Consider the following 15,495-nt stretch of genomic DNA (forward strand, 5'->3'; position numbering starts at 1 on the left):
GCAGAAATGGTCGAAATCCATCATCGGACGAGGTATGTGAAACAGCCCAAATCCGCCTTAAGTTAGCGCCATTCGGGTCAGTCCCCGCATTGTAACATTTTCTCGAGCTTGTCGCGGCGTTTCACCAGAGCCGGGTCGAAGCCCGAAGCGTAGCAGGATCGGGAACGTCTGAGGTCCTAGTTTCTCTTCAGGCAGAATATACTTGGCCATCGCGTTTGGGAGAACGTTCGGAGTGTAGGCTGCTGCGGAATGGGGCGTCGAGAGTGAACGAAACCGCATGGGTGCCAGCGCCTAACAGACTCTTGGCCTCTTTCCCTCTGACCTTTTCACCTTGAGAGCCCATGGCCGCTTACTTACCAAGAGGACCGATCACCCATTCGCCTCAAGAACATGATGCTCGGCTTCGGTTGGTGCCACCTTCAAACTTCGCGAGAGCGTCTGCGGGACGCTTCCCTCAATGACGTCACCCTGATCGAGGACGAGATCGACCGGGCAGACGCCGCGATGTTTGCGGCCTTCAGGGAATGGATGGCGGTGCAGGGGGATCCATTCATCGTGTGGACGCTTCTTGAAGCTCAAAATAATCACCACGGCCTGCTCACCTACAGCCTCTCCCGCAATCACCGGTCTTCGGCGGTTTGGGCCATGCTGGATTGGATCGTGGCGAACGCGCCCGGAAGCTACGGCCTCTTCCACTGCCACGATGACGAGGACACGATGGACCGGAACGCCTACGGACGAAATCCGCCGATGGACTACAACAACGTCTTCAGGGTGCACCGGATCAAGAACGGCAAGCTCGAAGAACTGGCAGATCCATTTTTCGGCCTCGTCGAGGGAGACCTTGGGCCGGTTCATCCCTACAACCGCGGGGATGCCTCGTGACCGCGCCGTGTTCGATGAGTGACGCATTCATCAACTCCGGGGACTCCCGCCATCACCATGAGTGACATTCCCGCCACGAACGACATATCCGCCGCGGAAGGTCCGCCTGCTTCCGCTGGAGTCCGGCGACGGAATCGCTTCTACAAGGTCGCGGTGATTTGGTTGGCGGGCTGGATCTCGATCATCCTGGAGAAGATCGTGGACCTCAACAGCGTCACGACCGGGCTGCGGGTGGGATGGAGCGACGGAATGTTCGTTTCGCCATTCCTGCTCATTCTCACGCTGCCCTTGGGATTGCTGGGATCGAGGATCGGCTCATGGGCACGATGGCGGCGGTACCGCCTTTGGTTCACCTTCGGGCTCCCGGCGCTCTTCCTCCTACTCGAGCCGGCAGTTGCGCTGCATGGAAAGGCCTTTCCCCAAGCGCGTTTTCAGCGGTTCACCGGGGTCGAGTTCCCTCGCGATGCGCGGGTGGAGCGATGCATCATCGACGATGGAGTTGGACCCTTTTACGACCCCTCCTTCATCTATGAACTCACGTGCTCCGCAGAGGAGACCGACCGGCTCATCCGCGAGCTGAAGTTGAGGAGGCAAGAAAATGCCCCGGGCTCGGGAGAGGTCTGGTCGGGCTTCGACGACAAGCGGGGCCACGTCTTCGAATTGAGGACCGATTCGAGGCATACGAGGATATGGCTGCAGTGCGTGGGAACCTGAGGGCCATTTTGCCCGGGCACCTTCGCTTTCACGAAGGCGGCCCCGCTTCCCCCAGCGCCCGGCGGATGCGGCGGGCGGTGGTGAGGATGAGCAGGACGATGATGATCCCGAGCACCGGCGTGAGCCATGGCGCCAGTGGGAGGCCGAGGCCGGCGGCGAGGGAGAGGCAGCCGAAGACGAAGGCGCGGTCGCTCTTGCCCATGGGGCCATCGTAGCGGCGCGATGAGCCGGTGAGCAGTGCGGCGAGACCGGCGATCTCGGTGACCAGGGCGAGGGCGACGATGATGGCGATCAGCCGCGGATCGAAGCCGGGCACCAGCGCCAGAGGCAGGTAGAGCGCGGTATCGGAGATGGCGTCGCCGCATTCATTCAGCAACGCGCCGAGGCGGGACTTCTGGCCGTGCTCGCGGGCGAGCATGCCATCGATGGCATTCAGCGCCATGCGGAGGAAGAGGAAGCCGGGCATCACTAACAGCGGCCAGCGCGCCGCAGGGAACAGCGCGATGGCGGTGCCGGTGGCGAGCGAGAGCGCGGTGGCCAAGACGGTGACCTGATTCGCCGTGACCCCGGCGGCCGCCAGCCCGCGGGTGAGCGGCCGCAGCAGGTTCTGGAAGGCCGGCTTGATGTCGTAGATGGAGGCCATGGGCAGGGACCGGCCCATCGCGGAGTGGGGCGGCGCGTCCTGACTATCTGCAAAGCATTGGCCTGCCAAACCTCGTCGCACGATGGCCGTTTTTCTCCCGTGGCGTGTTTCGGGGTTTCCAAGTGGAGGGATTTACCGCCAAAAGGTCGCATCATGAACGATGCGGTCCGCGAGCTGTATTCGGAGAATCGCTATCCGGACCTCAGTCATCCGGTGACGGATATCTCGCGGCTATGGGTCAGCGCGCGGGCGGGAGGCCTCGAGCGGCTGCCGGAACCGGCGGCGTGCCGGGTGCTGGAGCTCGGCTGCGCGGGAGGCCAAAACCTGCTGCCACTGGCGGCGCGCTACCCGAAGAGCGAGTTCACCGGCTTGGACTATTCGGACACGGCGATCCGCAAGGCGCGGCAGGCTTCCTACGAGGCCGGCCTCCACAACATCCGTTTCGAGGCCGCGGATCTGGAGCACTGGCGGCCATCGCACCCCTGTGATTTCCTGATCGCGCACGGGGTCTTCTCGTGGGTGCCGGACGAGGTGAAGACGCGGGTGCTCGATCTGTGCGGGCAGGTGCTTTCCGACAACGGGGTGGCGTGCATTTCCTACAACACGCTGCCCGGCTGGTCGCTGCGAAGCGGCTTGGTGCCACTGGTGAAAGCGCTGGCGAACAACCCCGCGGCGGCCGGCCTCGGGGATTCGGTGGAGTCGGTGGCGGCCTCGCTGGCGGACATGGCAGGGGGGGGCACGGCGCACGCGGCGAATGTGCAGGCGATCTGCCGGGACATGGTGAAGAAAGGGCCGACGGTGTTGCCCTTCGATGACTTCGCGCCGGTCTGCGATGCGGTGTATTTCGCCCAGTTCGCGAGTTGGGCGGGGGAGCGCGGGCTGCGCTATCTGGGCGAGGCACGCCTCCAGGACAATCTGCCGGACGGGATCTCGCCGCATGCCTTCGACAGGCTCGCCCCGCTGGCGACCGATCCGATCTTGCTCCAGCAGACGCTGGACCTGCTATCGGGCCGGACCCATCGCAACAGCCTGTTTTGCCGGGTGGATGCGATGCTGGAAGACGGCATGACCACGGGGGTGGTGATGAATTTCGCGGCCGGGCGCGGCCTCGTCGAGCTGCCGCCGGTGGAAAGCCGGGTGGTCGGCCTGTTCCGGCAGTTGCTCGAGGAAATCGCGCCGTCGTGCCTGGCGATGCAGGAGTTGGTGGAGCGCACGGCGGACCGGCTGGGAGCGGGTTGGGAACCGTCGCGCCATGGCCGCGAGCTGACTGGCTGGATCTATCAGGCGGCTCGGCTCGGGGGGATCGAGCTCCGGTCGGAACCACTGGAAATCCGGAGCCACTCGATGGCCGCTCCTCGGCTTTCCGCGCTGAACCTGCACTTCGCCGCCGCCGGCCGGCCGGTGGTCGATGCGCGGCATTTCCCATGTCGATTCCCGGATGGCCACGAGCGGTTGCTCGCGGCCATGAATGGCTCACGGGCCGCGGACGAACTGGCGGAACACGCCCGTGCCGAGTTCCCCGAGCTCGATTTCCACCGCTGGCTCGCCCACCTCGCGGAGCGGGGAATCGTCGAATAGGATCCCCTTCGCGTCCATTGGCGTCCATTCGCGGTTCAGATTCAACAAGCGGTCGTCGTCGGGCGGTTAGGCCGGTTCGTTCATTTCAGATTGAACAATTCGGCTCGCTTAGTTATCTCGCAGCCGTGCCGCCGGTCCGCGAAGAGGAAGATATCCGCGAGTTCCCGTCGTTGGGACCGTTGGAGGCGCAGGTGATCCAGGTCTTCGTGGATGGCGGGAAGGTGCTCGGCCTGCCGCGCTCGATCGGAGAAATCTACGGGCTGCTCTTCATTTCGCCCGAACCCTTGTCGCTGGACGATCTGGTCGAGCAACTGGGAATCAGCAAGGGCTCCGCCAGCCAGGGGCTGCGGGCGCTGAAAACCCTCGGCGCCGTGCGGGAGATCGAGCGGGAAGGCTCGCGCCGCTGCCACTACCAGGCGGATACGGAGCTGAAGCGGCTGGTCGGCGGCTTCATCCGCGAGCAAGTCCGGCCGCACCTCGAGAGCGGCCAGTCGAAGGTCGCCCGGCTGAACCAACTCGCTGGCGGTGAGTCGGATCCGGAGCTGCAGGCTTTTTTCAAATCAAGGGTGTCGCAGCTCGAATACTGGATCGGAAGGGCGCGGATCGTCCTGCCCCTCCTGCAAAAAGTCCTCGGCGAATGAACGCTCTCCCCGCCAGCGGACCGGCGTGGTACTGCCTGAAAACGCAGACCAAGCGCGAGGCCATCGCCGCCGCGCACCTGCGGGAGCTGCAAGGCGTGGAAGTCTTTTGCCCGCTGCTGCGCTACCGCAAGGCGACCCGCCGCGGCAAGATCTGGTGGGTGGAAGCGCTCTTCCCCGGCTACGTGCTGGCCCGCTTCCAGCTCAGCACCGACGAGCGGGCGGTAATGTATAGCCAGGGCGTCCGCGGCTTGGTCCGCTTCGGCGACAAGGTGCCGGATGTGCCGGGCGATTTCGTGGATGCACTGCGCGAGGAAGTCGCCAAGCAGGGGGAGAAAGAGATGCTGACCGTGGGTCCGCGGATCACGGAGGGAGAGGAGGTGGAGCTCGCCCACGGCCCGCTCGGCGGGGTGAAGGCGACGGTGGTGGAGGTGCTGCCGGCCCGGGAACGGGTGCGGGTGCTGCTGGAATTCCTCGGCCGCGAGCAGGTGGTGGAGGTGGATCTTTTCTCGCTGCTCCTCCCCCGCAGACCCCTTCCATGACAACCCCGCCACCCCGGATTGTTCATTTTGGATTGAACAAGGAGCCGATTTTGCGCCCCATCGCGTCGTTAGGCGCTCCCGATGAAGCCGCCTGAAACCAATACCTTCCGACTGCCGCTGCTGGTCCTGTCCGTGCTTCGGGCAGACGACCAAGGGCGGCAGCTTGGCTGAACCTCCCCCCTCCTACACTCCCATGACCCCGATCGAAGATCTCAAAGGCAAGACCGCCGTGGTGACCGGCGGTGCCGGATTCGTCCCCTCCCACCTGATCGACCGGCTGCTGGCCGACGGTCTGCGGGTCGTGGCGCTCGACAATTTCGTCACCGGCCACGCCCGGAACATCGCCCACCTCGAGGGCAACCCGAATTTCACGTTCATCGAGCAGGACGTGTCCGAGCCCTACGACGTCGAAGGACCTGTCTCCTTCGTCTTCCACATGGCCTCGCCGGCGAGCCCGATCGACTACGTCCAGATCCCGATCGAGACGTTGAAGGCCGGCTCCTATGCCTCTCACAATGCGCTCGACCTGGCGCTGCGCAAAAACGCGACCTACCTGGTGGCCTCGACCTCCGAGGTCTATGGCGACCCCGAGGTGCATCCGCAGAAGGAAAGCTACTGGGGCAATGTGAACTCGATCGGCGTGCGCTCCTGCTACGATGAGGCGAAGCGCTACGCGGAGGCCGCGACCATGGCCTACCACCGCGCCCACGGCCTCGACACCAAGATCGTCCGCATCTTCAACACCTACGGCCCGCGCATGCGCCTCGATGACGGCCGCGTGGTCCCCGCCTTCATCGGCCAAGCCCTGCGTGGTGAGCCCCTGACGATCTTCGGCGATGGCACGCAGACGCGCTCCTTCTGCTACGTCTCCGACCTCGTCGATGGCATCTGGCGGCTCGCCCGCTCGACCACCCACGAGCCGGTCAACTGCGGCAACCCGCACGAAATGAGCATGCGCCAATTCGCCGAAGCGATCGCCGGAGTCTTCGGCATCGAGCTGAAGGTCGATCCGAAGCCGCTGCCGCCGGATGACCCGAAGGTGCGCAAGCCGGACATCACCCGTGCCAAGGACGTCCTCGGCTGGGAACCGGTCGTGCCCTTCGACCAAGGCATCCGCGAGACCATCGAGTATTTCCGCGGCCAGCTCCAACCCGCGTGATCCTTGTCGCCTGACGCCAGCGTCGATTTCCTGATCGTCGGAGCCGGGTTCTCGGGTCTCGTCGCAGCGGAACGGCTGTCCAATGCCGGCTTCCGCTGCGTGGTGGTGGACAAGCGTTCCCACCTCGGCGGGAATGCCTACGACCGCGTCGATGCGGCGGGTGTACTGGTCCACGACTACGGCCCGCATTACTTCCGCACGAATTCGCCGCGCATCGTCGAGTATCTCGGCCGCTTCACCGCGTGGCAGGATGCGGACTACAAGATCAAGAGCTATACCGACGGGCGCTACTGGAGCTTCCCGATCAATCTGCAAACCTTCGAGGAGATCGTCGGGCGGCCTTCGACGACGGAGGAATTCGAAGCGTGGATCGAGGAGCACCGGGTGCCGGTGGATGAGCCGAAGAACTCGGAGGAGCTGATCCTTTCCAAGGTCGGCCGCGAACTCTACCGGCGCTTCTACGAAGGCTACACGCTCAAGCAATGGCAGCGCCACCCGCGCGACCTGGACACCAGCGTCTGCGGTCGGGTGCCGATCCGCACGAATCGCGACGACCGCTATCTCAACGAGGAATTCCAGGCGCTGCCTAAGGATGGCTTCACCGCGATGTTCGGGCGCATGCTCGATGCCTCGCCGGGGGTCGAACTTTATCTGGGTGTCGATTTCCACGAGGCGTGCAAGCGTTGGCGGCACCGGCATCTGATTTTCAGCGGTCCCGTGGACGAGTATTTCGGCCGTCGTTTTGGCGCACTGCCGTATCGCTCGCTGAGGTTCGAGCACGAGAGCTTCACCGCGGAGCAGCTCAAGCCCCGCGAACCAATCTCTAACAAGCCCGGCTTCTGGCAACCCGCCGTGCAGGTGAATTACCCCGACGCGGAGGTGCCCTACACCCGCATCGTCGAGATCAAGCACGTCACCGGACAGAAGATCGACGCCTCCACGATCGTCCGCGAATACCCGCGGAACTGGACACCGGAGGAGGAGCCGTTTTACCCCGTGCCCGCGGACGATGCGAAGACCGCCTACCGCCGCTACGCCGAGCTGGCCGCAGCGGAGAAGAATGTCAGCTTCATCGGCCGCCTCGCCACCTATCGTTATTACAACATGGACCAGGTCACCGGCATGGCACTCGCCGAAGCCGACCGCCTGATCGCCCGCTACTCACCGGCCCCGCATGCTTGAAAAGTTGAAATCGAAACAGGGCTCCATCGGCGTCGTCGGCCTCGGCTACGTCGGGCTCCCGCTATTGTTAGCCTATGCCAAGGCTGGCTTCCGCGCCGTGGGCATCGACATTGATCCGGGCAAGCCGGAGGCGTTGCTGGCCGGCCGCAGCTACATCAAGCACATCCCCGGCGAGCACGTCGCCGAGGCACTGGCATCCGGCAAGCTGGAGGCGACCACGGATTTTGCGATCATCAAGACGCTCGATGCGATCATCCTGTGCGTGCCTACGCCGCTCGATGAACACTTCGAGCCGGACCTCAGCTACGTGGTCAACACGGTCGAGGCCGTGGTGCCACACTTGAAGGCGGGCCAGGTGCTCAGCCTGGAAAGCACCACCTATCCCGGCACGACTGACGAGGAAGTGGTGACGCGCGTGGAGAAGGCCGGCTTCAAGGTCGGCACCGAGATTTTCGTCGTCTATTCGCCGGAGCGCGAGGACCCGGGCAACACCAAGTTCTCCGCGACGAACATCCCGAAGGTGGTCGGCGGCATCACGCCGGCCTGCCTCGAGGCGGGCGTCGCGCTTTACGAAGCGGCCTTCGAGCAAGTGGTGCCGGTGAGTTCCTGCAAGGTCGCGGAGCTGACCAAGCTGCTGGAGAACATCTACCGCGCGGTGAACATCGGCCTCGTCAACGAGCTGAAGATCGCCGCGGACAAGATGGGCATCGACATCTGGGAAGTCATTCGCGCTGCCTCCACCAAGCCCTTCGGCTTCACGGCCTTCTACCCCGGCCCCGGCCTCGGTGGTCACTGCATCCCGATCGATCCCTTCTACCTCACGTGGAAGGCCCGCGAGTATGGCGTGCACACGCGCTTCATTGAGCTCGCCGGGGAGATCAACCGCAGCATGCCGACCTACGTCATCCATCGTACCATGGAGGCGCTCAATTCGCGCGGCAAGCCGGTGAAAGGCTCGCGCATCCTGCTGATGGGCCTCGCCTACAAGGCGAACGTCGATGACATGCGCGAGTCGCCGACCTTCGCCCTGCTCGATGGCTTCCAGCACCTCGGTGCGGAGGTTTCCTTCTACGACCCGCACGTGCCGGTCGTCGGCCCGACCCGTGAACACATGAACTGGGCCGGAGCCCGCAGCATCGAGTGGAGCGAGGAAACGATCCGCGCCCAGGACTGCATCGTCATCTCCACCCACCACGCCGCCTTCGACCTCGCCCAACTCGCGGAGTGGTCCGACCTCATCATCGACACGCGCAACGCGATGGCCTCCGTCGCTACGCCTGAAGGTCTTGTCATCAAAGCGTAGTTTCTCCCTCCCGTCATGGACTCTCGCACCCCTACTCCATTGGATCGCTACGAATTGCCGGACCCGGCACAGACGAGAGCCTGGAAAGCGATGACGCCGGCGCGGAAATACGAACTCTGCAAGGCTGCGATCCGTTTTACGAGAAACCTAAAGCGCTCCGGGATCCGGGCCGCTCATCCGACGTGGAGTGATGAGCGTGTGGAGACTGAACTCGCAAGAATCTGGCTCCATGCAAGATCCTGATCTCATCGAGCTCTTCGTGCGACCTCTTGAGCAGGCGGCCATCGAATACATGATCTCGGGATCCGTCGCCTCATCGATCTACGGAGAACCTCGCTCGACCCTCGATATCGACCTCGCGGTCTTCCCCGATCCGGGCAAGCTGGCACTTTTCCCTTCGCTCTTCCCCGAGCAGGATTTCTACCTACCGCCGCTCGATGTCATCCAGATCGAGTGCCGTCGCGAGACCCGCGGCCACTTCAACATCATTCACCACGACAGCGGCCTCAAGGCAGACATCTACCCGTCCCGAGCGCATCCGGATTTGCCCTGGGCCATAAGAAACCGGCGGCGGGTCGCCACGGTCGGCGGCGATGTCTGGGTCGCTCCGCCCGAGTACTTGATCCTCATGAAGCTCGAGTTTTTCCGGGAGGGCAGCCAGCCCAAACACCTCCGCGATATCGCTGGCGTGTTGGCCCAACAGGAAATTGACCGTGGCTGGATCGCCGGTGCCGTTGCCAAACTTTGCCTTGAAAAGCAGTGGGAGGAAGCCGTGCTCCTATCTCACTCCTGACACCTGCCAGACCGATTGATTTCCCATGTCCGTCCCGCTCCTAGACGTCAATGCGCAGAACCTGCCGCTCGAAGCCGAGCTGAAGCAGGTCTTTGAAAACGTGCTCCGCTCCGGCCGCTTCATCCTCGGCGAGGAAGTGGAGGCCTTCGAAAAGCAGTGCGCCGCCGCGCTCGGCGCGAAGCACGCGATCTCCATCTCTTCCGGCACCGACTCGCTGATCGTCGCACTGATGGCGCTCGACATCGGTCCCGGTGACGAGGTGCTGTGCCCGTCCTTCACCTTCTTCGCCACCGCTGGCAGCATCCATCGCACGGGTGCGACGCCGGTCTTCTGCGATGTCCGCACCGATTGCTTCGGCATCGATATCGAGTCGGCAAAGGCCAAGCTCACGCCGAAGACCAGGGCCATCATGCCGGTCCATCTCTACGGCCAGTCCGCCGACATGGATGCCATCACTTCCTTCGCCAAGGAGCACGGGCTGAAAATCATCGAGGACGTCGCGCAATCGTTTGGTGCCACTTACCGCGGCCGCGGCTGCGGGACCATCGGCGAGATCGGGAGTTACAGCTTCTTTCCCTCGAAGAACCTCGGCGGCTTTGGCGACGGCGGCTTGGTGACCACCGAGTCCTACGAACTCTTCGAGAAGATGCTGCGCCTGCGCAACCACGGCATGCACCCGCGCTACTACCACTCGATGGTCGGCGGGAACTTCCGCATGGACGCGCTCCAGTGCGCCCTGCTGCGCGTGAAGCTGCATCACATCGGCGACTACGCCGCGGGCCGCACGCGCAATGCGAACTACTATAGCCGTCGTCTTTCCGCACTCGCCGATGGCACCAACCTGATCCTGCCGACCGACCGCGATCATGCCGGCCACGTCTGGAACCAGTACACGCTGCGGGTTCCCGGCCGCCGCGATGAGTTGAAAGCCCACCTCACGGAAAAGGGCATCGGCTGCGAGATCTACTACCCGGTGCCGATGCATCGCCAGGAATGCTTCGCGAATCTGCCCGAGCACTCGCTCTCGAACTGCCCGGTCTCCGACCAACTGTCCAGCGAGGTCATCAGCGTCCCGGTCTATCCGGAACTCACCGAGGCCCAGCTCGACGAAGTCGCCACGGCGCTTGAGTCCTTCTTCGGTTGATGTCCTTGCCTCCTGAGGTTAGCCTTTCATCGTGAAACTGGAAATCGACGTGCCTGAATCAGCGTTCTCCGCGCTTCGGCAAGCTCCCGGGGAGCTGGCCGCCAGCATGCGCCTGATGGCCGCGATCAAATGGTATGAGACAGGCATGTTGAGCCAGGAACGTGCCGCCGAATTGGCCGGCCAATCGCGCCAGGACTTCCTGCTCTCCATGCCGCGGGTCGGCGTCAGCCCGTTTCAAGGCGTGGACGACGACCTCGCTGCTTTTGCATAATGATCCTCGGCGGTTTCCAGCCAGTTCTCCACAGAGGCACAGAGGAAAGGCAGGAGATCACAGAGAAAGGCAGAAGTAGGAACCCGAGCCCTTTTCCCATATCTTTTCCCTCCGTGATCTCCGGCTGTTTCTCTGTGCCTCTGCGGTTTCTCACGCCGAGTCCACCTGCGGGCCTTCAGCCAATCTAACAGAGAGCCATTCTCCCCCCCTCACCCCATGCCCAAAACATTCATCACCGGCCACCGCGGAATGGTGGGTTCCGCCCTCGTCCGCGCCGCGGAGAAAAGCGGCGGACATGACGTGATCACCGCCGGGCGCGACACGCTCGACCTCCTCAACCAGCAGGCCGTCTTCGACTATCTCGCCGCGGAAAAGCCGGGCATCGTGATCATTGCTGCGGCCAAGGTCGGCGGCATCCATGCGAATGCCACCTACCCTGCGGACTTCATCTACGAGAACCTTAGTATCGCCGCGAACCTCGTCGAAGGCAGTCGCCGTGCCGGGGTGGAGCGGGTGCTGTTTCTCGGGTCATCCTGCATCTATCCGAAGCTGGCACCGCAGCCGATGCCGGAGGATTGCCTGCTGACCAGTCCGCTCGAAGTCACCAACGAGGCCTACGCGATCGCCAAGATCGCCGGACTGAAGCTTTGCCAGCACTACCGCGCGCAGCACGGCCTGATGTATCACTCGGCGATGCCGACCAACCTCTACGGCCCGGGCGACAACTACCACCCTCAGAATTCGCATGTGATCCCCGCGCTGATCCGCCGCTTCCACGAAGCGAAGGAAGCCGGAGCACCGAGCGTGACGATCTGGGGCACCGGCACGCCGCGCCGCGAGTTCCTGCACGTGGACGACCTCGCCGCCGCGTGTTTCCATTTGCTCGGCCTCGAGAACCCGCCGGACTGGGTGAACGTCGGCGTGGGTGATGACGTGACCATCCTTGAGCTCGCGCAACTCGTCGCCGAAACCGTCGGCTTCACCGGCGAGATCCTCACCGACCCGACGAAACCCGATGGCACGCCGCGCAAGCTGATGGACGTCGCCAGGATCAAGGCCACAGGCTGGTCCCCGGTCATCGACTTCCGCGATGGCTTGGCCGGTGCTTACCAGGACTTCCTCGCCAGCCTCGAAACCGGCGCGGCCCGGCTCTGATTTCCCACCTCATCACGTAATGGGTGCGTGTGCCCCAGACTGGCATCCTCCCGCTCCCCACTCCCTTCCCCAACTCTCCCCCTCACTGTCGCCATGAAGAAAGCACTCATTACCGGTATCACCGGTCAGGACGGTTCCTATCTCGCCGAGTTCCTGCTCGAAAAAGGCTACGAGGTCCACGGCATCAAGCGCCGCGCCTCGCTCTTCAATACCCAGCGGGTCGATCACATCTACGAGGATCCGCACGTCGAGCATGCCCGCTTCCGCCTGCACTACGGCGACCTCACCGACACCTCCAACCTGACCCGCATCCTTTCCGAAGTGCAACCCGACGAGGTCTATAACCTCGGCGCGCAGTCCCACGTCGCCGTTTCCTTCGAAGCGCCGGAATACACCGCCGATGTCGATGCGATCGGCACGCTGCGTTTGTTAGAAGCAATCCGTTTCCTCGGTCTGGAGAAGAAGACCCGCTTCTATCAGGCATCCACCTCAGAGCTCTACGGCTTGGTGCAAGAGATCCCGCAGAAGGAAACCACTCCTTTCTACCCGCGATCGCCGTATGCCGTCGCGAAGATGTATGCCTACTGGATAACGGTGAACTACCGCGAGTCGTACGGCATGTATGCCTGCAATGGCATCCTCTTCAATCACGAGTCCCCGCGTCGCGGGGAGACCTTCGTGACCCGCAAGATCACCCGCGGACTCGCCAATATCGCCCAAGGCCTCGAAAAATGCCTCTACCTCGGCAACATGGACGCGCTGCGCGACTGGGGCCACGCGAAGGACTACGTCCGCATGCAGTGGATGATGCTCCAGCAGGACGAAGCCGATGATTTCGTGATCGCCACCGGCAAGCAGATCTCGGTGCGCGAGTTCGTCCGGATGTCCGCCCGTGAGGCTGGCATCGAGGTCGAGTTCACCGGCAGCGGCCTCGATGAAGTCGCGACCGTGGTTTCCGCGAATGCCGAAACGGCTCCGGCTGTGAGGGTGGGCGACGTGATCGTGAAGATCGACCCGCGCTACTTCCGCCCGGCCGAAGTGGAAACCCTGCTGGGCGACCCGACCAAGGCGAAGGAAAAGCTCGGCTGGGTGCCAGAGATCACCGTGGAGGAGATGTGTGCCGAGATGGTCGCCTCCGACCTCGATACCGCCAAGCGCCACGCCTTGCTCAAAGCTCACGGGCACCACGTGTCGGTTTCCAAGGAGTGACGACTTCCGGTAGCGGAACGACTGCGTCGTTCCGGCTGCTCGCGGTCCGAACGAATTAACCGAGCGGCGATTCCCAGCGATCCCCGCTCCGCCGGAACGGCGCAGCCGTTCCGCTACTTGGCTAAACTCATGCGCAAAGTCTTCGTCTCCGGTTGCTACGACATCATCCACGGCGGCCACGTCCAGTTCTTCGAGGAGGCGCGTGCGCTCGGCGATCACCTCACGGTGTCCTTCGCCTCGTCCGAGGTGCTGTGGATCCACAAGCGCCGCAAGCCATCGATTCCCGACGAGCACAAGAAGGCTCTGTTAGAGAGCTTGCGGCCGGTGGACCATGTGGTCATCGGCTGCGGCCATGACGAAGGCATCGATTTCGGCGAAGAGTTCCTGAAGCTGCGCCCCGATATCCTGGCAGTCACCGAGGATGACAAGTACGCCGACCTGAAGCGCGCGCTGTGTGCGGAGGTCGGCGCACAATATGTGGTGCTGCCGAAGACGCCGCCGAGGTTCGAGCCGGTCTCGACTTCATCGATCGTCCGCTGGGTGCAAGCGCCGACCGAGGCTCCGCTTCGCGTCGATTTCGCCGGAGGCTGGCTCGATGTCCCGCGCTTCTCCCGCGAGGGAGAGTTCGTGGTGAACTGCTCGATCTCCCCGCTCGTGTCACTGCGCGAGTGGCCATACGAGAAGCAGGCCGGTCTTGGTGGCAGCGGCGCGTGGGCCTTGATCAATGGCAAGGACGGCGTCGATTCGGAGCTCGATCTCGGGGTCGGCTGGCAAGACCCCGCGGTGATCCGCGAAACCGGGCTCTGTGTGTGGCGCTCGGGGCTACGACCGGTGCTCGATTTCAAGCGCAACGGCGATTTCCTCACTGGCTGCCTCGCAATCCTGTGGACCGGTTCGCCCCACGACACACCGGGCGTGGCGGACCTGCCCCGCGACTACGATGGCATCGCCGAATCGGGTCGCATCGCCCGCGAGGGAGTGATCGAGGCGTCGCTGGAGAAACTCGCGCGCGGGATGGACGTCTATCACTCGACCCAGCTGGCCGAGGGCATGGACCCGCTGCCGGATCTGCCGGGAGCGCTGGCCCGCAAGTACTGTGGCGGCGGCTATGGCGGCTACGCGCTGTATCTTTTCCCGAACGAGGCATCGCGTGCCGCAGCGCTCGCGACCACCGGACAACTCCGCCCGGTCGAGCCCTTCTGCCGACTGTGACCCCCCGGTTCCCTCAAGTCTTGAGTCTTGTGTCTTCAAGTCTTGCGTCTCCCTGAATGCGCATCCACCCCGTCATCGGCCTGCCCCTCGCCTGCACGGACTACGCCGGTGCGGTCGCATGGATTTTGGAGAAAGCCACCGCACCAACTACGGCGATTGCCGTAGAGGCCGCCAATACGCACGTCGCCGCGCTTGCCCGTAGCGACGCGGCATTCGGCGAATCGATGCGCTGCTTCGACCTGATCGTGCCGGACGGCATGCCGCTGGTGTGGTCGCTCAATGCCGCCCTGCCACCCGCCGAGCGGCTGACCGACCGGGTCTATGGCCCGACGCTGATGCTGGAAACCCTCAAGGCCTCCGCCGGCCGGCCGGAGTTCCGCCACTTCCTGCTCGGTGGAAAGGAGTCCACCTTGGAAAAACTCCAGGCCGTCTTCGCCGAACGATTTCCCGGCGTGGCGATTGCGGACGCTTACTCGCCGCCCTTCGGCGAGTGGCCGGAGGATGAGTTCGAGCGCATGACCGCGAAAATCCGCGAGTCCGGCGCGAACCTGATCTGGGTCGGCCTCGGCTGCCCGAAGCAGGAACACTGGATCGCCCGCCACAAGGACCGCCTGCCGCCCGGGGTGTATTTCGGCATCGGGGCCGCCTTCGCTTTCCACGCCGGCGAGGTCTCGCAGGCACCCGCCTTGCTCCAGAAGTTCGGCCTCGAATGGGCCTACCGCATCGCCGCAGAACCGCGCCGCCTGTTCCGCCGCTACTTCACCTACAATTCGCTTTTCCTGTGGTACAGCGTCCGCGACCGGATGAATGGGAAGGCGAACCGGCTCCCTTGATTCGCGCCATCTGCCGTGAGAAGCTCCCCTCATGGATGAGGGGGCAGATGATCTTGGAAAGGAAGTGCCGACCAGGGACCGCTTGGCGTTCCGGCTGCGGTATCCGACCGATGTTCCTGTCGTTCCGTTGATCAAGCGCGATGGGGAATGGTTCGTGGACCGGCCTTTTGATCGGGAAGCCATCCGCAAGGCCATCCGGGCAGAACGGGACGAGCCCCACAATCTCACTGACCC

General features: G+C 63.7%; 17 protein-coding genes. 16 read left to right on the top strand and 1 reads right to left on the bottom strand.

Translation table 11 applies throughout. The features are described from left to right. Positions 1–390 precede the first annotated feature (390 nt). Both OKA05_RS13105 and OKA05_RS13110 read left to right on the top strand, forming a co-directional pair. Positions 391–885 carry an Imm7 family immunity protein gene (locus OKA05_RS13105; RefSeq protein ID WP_264487604.1) on the top strand — a complete coding sequence of 165 codons (495 nt, stop codon included), beginning with the start codon at positions 391–393 and terminating at the stop codon, positions 883–885. Between the two features lie 57 nt (positions 886–942). After that, the gene (locus OKA05_RS13110; RefSeq protein WP_264487605.1) at positions 943–1,599 is read left to right on the top strand and encodes a hypothetical protein; all 657 of its coding nucleotides are present in this window, start codon (positions 943–945) and stop codon (positions 1,597–1,599) included. A 28-nt stretch (positions 1,600–1,627) separates the two neighbouring features. Here the strand turns inward: OKA05_RS13110 and OKA05_RS13115 are convergent, their stop codons facing one another. Further along, entirely contained in the window at positions 1,628–2,242 is a 615-nt protein-coding gene (locus tag OKA05_RS13115) for a CDP-alcohol phosphatidyltransferase family protein (protein ID WP_264487606.1), read from the bottom strand. A gap of 153 nt (positions 2,243–2,395) precedes the next feature. Between OKA05_RS13115 and OKA05_RS13120 the strand changes: the two genes are divergently transcribed. The 14 genes from OKA05_RS13120 (at position 2,396) to OKA05_RS13180 (ending at position 15,261) form a co-directional block, all read left to right on the top strand. Further along, positions 2,396–3,820, top strand: coding sequence for a class I SAM-dependent methyltransferase (locus OKA05_RS13120; protein WP_264487607.1), 1,425 nt, complete (start codon positions 2,396–2,398; stop codon positions 3,818–3,820). 125 nt (positions 3,821–3,945) lie between these two features. Next, positions 3,946–4,461, top strand: coding sequence for a GbsR/MarR family transcriptional regulator (locus OKA05_RS13125; RefSeq protein ID WP_264487608.1), 516 nt, complete (start codon positions 3,946–3,948; stop codon positions 4,459–4,461). After that, a complete protein-coding gene (gene nusG / locus OKA05_RS13130) occupies positions 4,458–5,000 on the top strand; it encodes a transcription termination/antitermination protein NusG (protein ID WP_264487609.1) in 543 nt (180 codons plus the stop codon). Before OKA05_RS13125 ends, nusG begins: the two co-directional genes overlap by 4 nt. Positions 5,001–5,193: 193 nt before the next feature. Continuing rightward, positions 5,194–6,159 carry a UDP-glucuronic acid decarboxylase family protein gene (locus OKA05_RS13135; RefSeq protein ID WP_264487610.1) on the top strand — a complete coding sequence of 322 codons (966 nt, stop codon included), beginning with the start codon at positions 5,194–5,196 and terminating at the stop codon, positions 6,157–6,159. 3 nt (positions 6,160–6,162) lie between these two features. Beyond that, on the top strand, positions 6,163–7,341 hold the full coding sequence (gene glf / locus OKA05_RS13140; RefSeq protein ID WP_264487611.1) for a UDP-galactopyranose mutase: 1,179 nt from the start codon (positions 6,163–6,165) through the stop codon (positions 7,339–7,341). Beyond that, a complete protein-coding gene (locus OKA05_RS13145) occupies positions 7,334–8,644 on the top strand; it encodes a nucleotide sugar dehydrogenase (RefSeq protein ID WP_264487612.1) in 1,311 nt (436 codons plus the stop codon). Before glf ends, OKA05_RS13145 begins: the two co-directional genes overlap by 8 nt. A 90-nt stretch (positions 8,645–8,734) precedes the next feature. Further along, the gene (locus OKA05_RS29565; protein ID WP_498049548.1) at positions 8,735–8,887 is read left to right on the top strand and encodes a hypothetical protein; all 153 of its coding nucleotides are present in this window, start codon (positions 8,735–8,737) and stop codon (positions 8,885–8,887) included. Next, a complete protein-coding gene (locus tag OKA05_RS13150; RefSeq protein ID WP_264487613.1) occupies positions 8,874–9,437 on the top strand; it encodes a hypothetical protein in 564 nt (187 codons plus the stop codon). Before OKA05_RS29565 ends, OKA05_RS13150 begins: the two co-directional genes overlap by 14 nt. 25 nt (positions 9,438–9,462) lie before the next feature. Next, entirely contained in the window at positions 9,463–10,581 is a 1,119-nt protein-coding gene (locus OKA05_RS13155; RefSeq protein WP_264487614.1) for a DegT/DnrJ/EryC1/StrS family aminotransferase, read from the top strand. Positions 10,582–10,612: 31 nt separating this feature from the next. Next, the gene (locus OKA05_RS13160) at positions 10,613–10,852 is read left to right on the top strand and encodes a UPF0175 family protein (RefSeq protein WP_264487615.1); all 240 of its coding nucleotides are present in this window, start codon (positions 10,613–10,615) and stop codon (positions 10,850–10,852) included. 216 nt (positions 10,853–11,068) lie between these two features. After that, positions 11,069–12,007 carry a GDP-L-fucose synthase family protein gene (locus OKA05_RS13165; RefSeq protein ID WP_264487616.1) on the top strand — a complete coding sequence of 313 codons (939 nt, stop codon included), beginning with the start codon at positions 11,069–11,071 and terminating at the stop codon, positions 12,005–12,007. A 93-nt stretch (positions 12,008–12,100) separates the two neighbouring features. After that, positions 12,101–13,216, top strand: coding sequence for a GDP-mannose 4,6-dehydratase (gmd, locus tag OKA05_RS13170; protein ID WP_264487617.1), 1,116 nt, complete (start codon positions 12,101–12,103; stop codon positions 13,214–13,216). Between the two features lie 129 nt (positions 13,217–13,345). After that, positions 13,346–14,428 (top strand): FAD synthase family protein, encoded by a 1,083-nt coding sequence (locus tag OKA05_RS13175; RefSeq protein ID WP_264487618.1) that lies wholly within the window; start codon positions 13,346–13,348, stop codon positions 14,426–14,428. Between the two features lie 56 nt (positions 14,429–14,484). Beyond that, positions 14,485–15,261 carry a WecB/TagA/CpsF family glycosyltransferase gene (locus OKA05_RS13180; protein WP_264487619.1) on the top strand — a complete coding sequence of 259 codons (777 nt, stop codon included), beginning with the start codon at positions 14,485–14,487 and terminating at the stop codon, positions 15,259–15,261. Positions 15,262–15,495: the final 234 nt, after the last annotated feature.

This window comes from Luteolibacter arcticus (assembly GCF_025950235.1).
In the GTDB taxonomy this organism is placed as follows: Bacteria; Verrucomicrobiota; Verrucomicrobiia; order Verrucomicrobiales; family Akkermansiaceae; genus Haloferula; species Haloferula arctica.

Bases quoted from the DNA above. Each gene is read 5' to 3' on its own strand.
- OKA05_RS13105 (WP_264487604.1), top strand. From the start codon at position 391: ATGATGCTCGGCTTCGGTTGGTGCCACCTTCAAACTTCGCGAGAGCGT.
- OKA05_RS13110 (WP_264487605.1), top strand. From the start codon at position 943: ATGAGTGACATTCCCGCCACGAACGACATATCCGCCGCGGAAGGTCCG.
- OKA05_RS13115 (WP_264487606.1), bottom strand. From the start codon at position 2,242: ATGGCCTCCATCTACGACATCAAGCCGGCCTTCCAGAACCTGCTGCGG.
- OKA05_RS13120 (WP_264487607.1), top strand. From the start codon at position 2,396: ATGAACGATGCGGTCCGCGAGCTGTATTCGGAGAATCGCTATCCGGAC.
- nusG (WP_264487609.1), top strand. From the start codon at position 4,458: ATGAACGCTCTCCCCGCCAGCGGACCGGCGTGGTACTGCCTGAAAACG.
- OKA05_RS13135 (WP_264487610.1), top strand. From the start codon at position 5,194: ATGACCCCGATCGAAGATCTCAAAGGCAAGACCGCCGTGGTGACCGGC.
- OKA05_RS13145 (WP_264487612.1), top strand. From the start codon at position 7,334: ATGCTTGAAAAGTTGAAATCGAAACAGGGCTCCATCGGCGTCGTCGGC.
- OKA05_RS29565 (WP_498049548.1), top strand. From the start codon at position 8,735: ATGACGCCGGCGCGGAAATACGAACTCTGCAAGGCTGCGATCCGTTTT.
- OKA05_RS13150 (WP_264487613.1), top strand. From the start codon at position 8,874: ATGCAAGATCCTGATCTCATCGAGCTCTTCGTGCGACCTCTTGAGCAG.
- OKA05_RS13155 (WP_264487614.1), top strand. From the start codon at position 9,463: ATGTCCGTCCCGCTCCTAGACGTCAATGCGCAGAACCTGCCGCTCGAA.
- OKA05_RS13165 (WP_264487616.1), top strand. From the start codon at position 11,069: ATGCCCAAAACATTCATCACCGGCCACCGCGGAATGGTGGGTTCCGCC.
- gmd (WP_264487617.1), top strand. From the start codon at position 12,101: ATGAAGAAAGCACTCATTACCGGTATCACCGGTCAGGACGGTTCCTAT.
- OKA05_RS13175 (WP_264487618.1), top strand. From the start codon at position 13,346: ATGCGCAAAGTCTTCGTCTCCGGTTGCTACGACATCATCCACGGCGGC.
- OKA05_RS13180 (WP_264487619.1), top strand. From the start codon at position 14,485: ATGCGCATCCACCCCGTCATCGGCCTGCCCCTCGCCTGCACGGACTAC.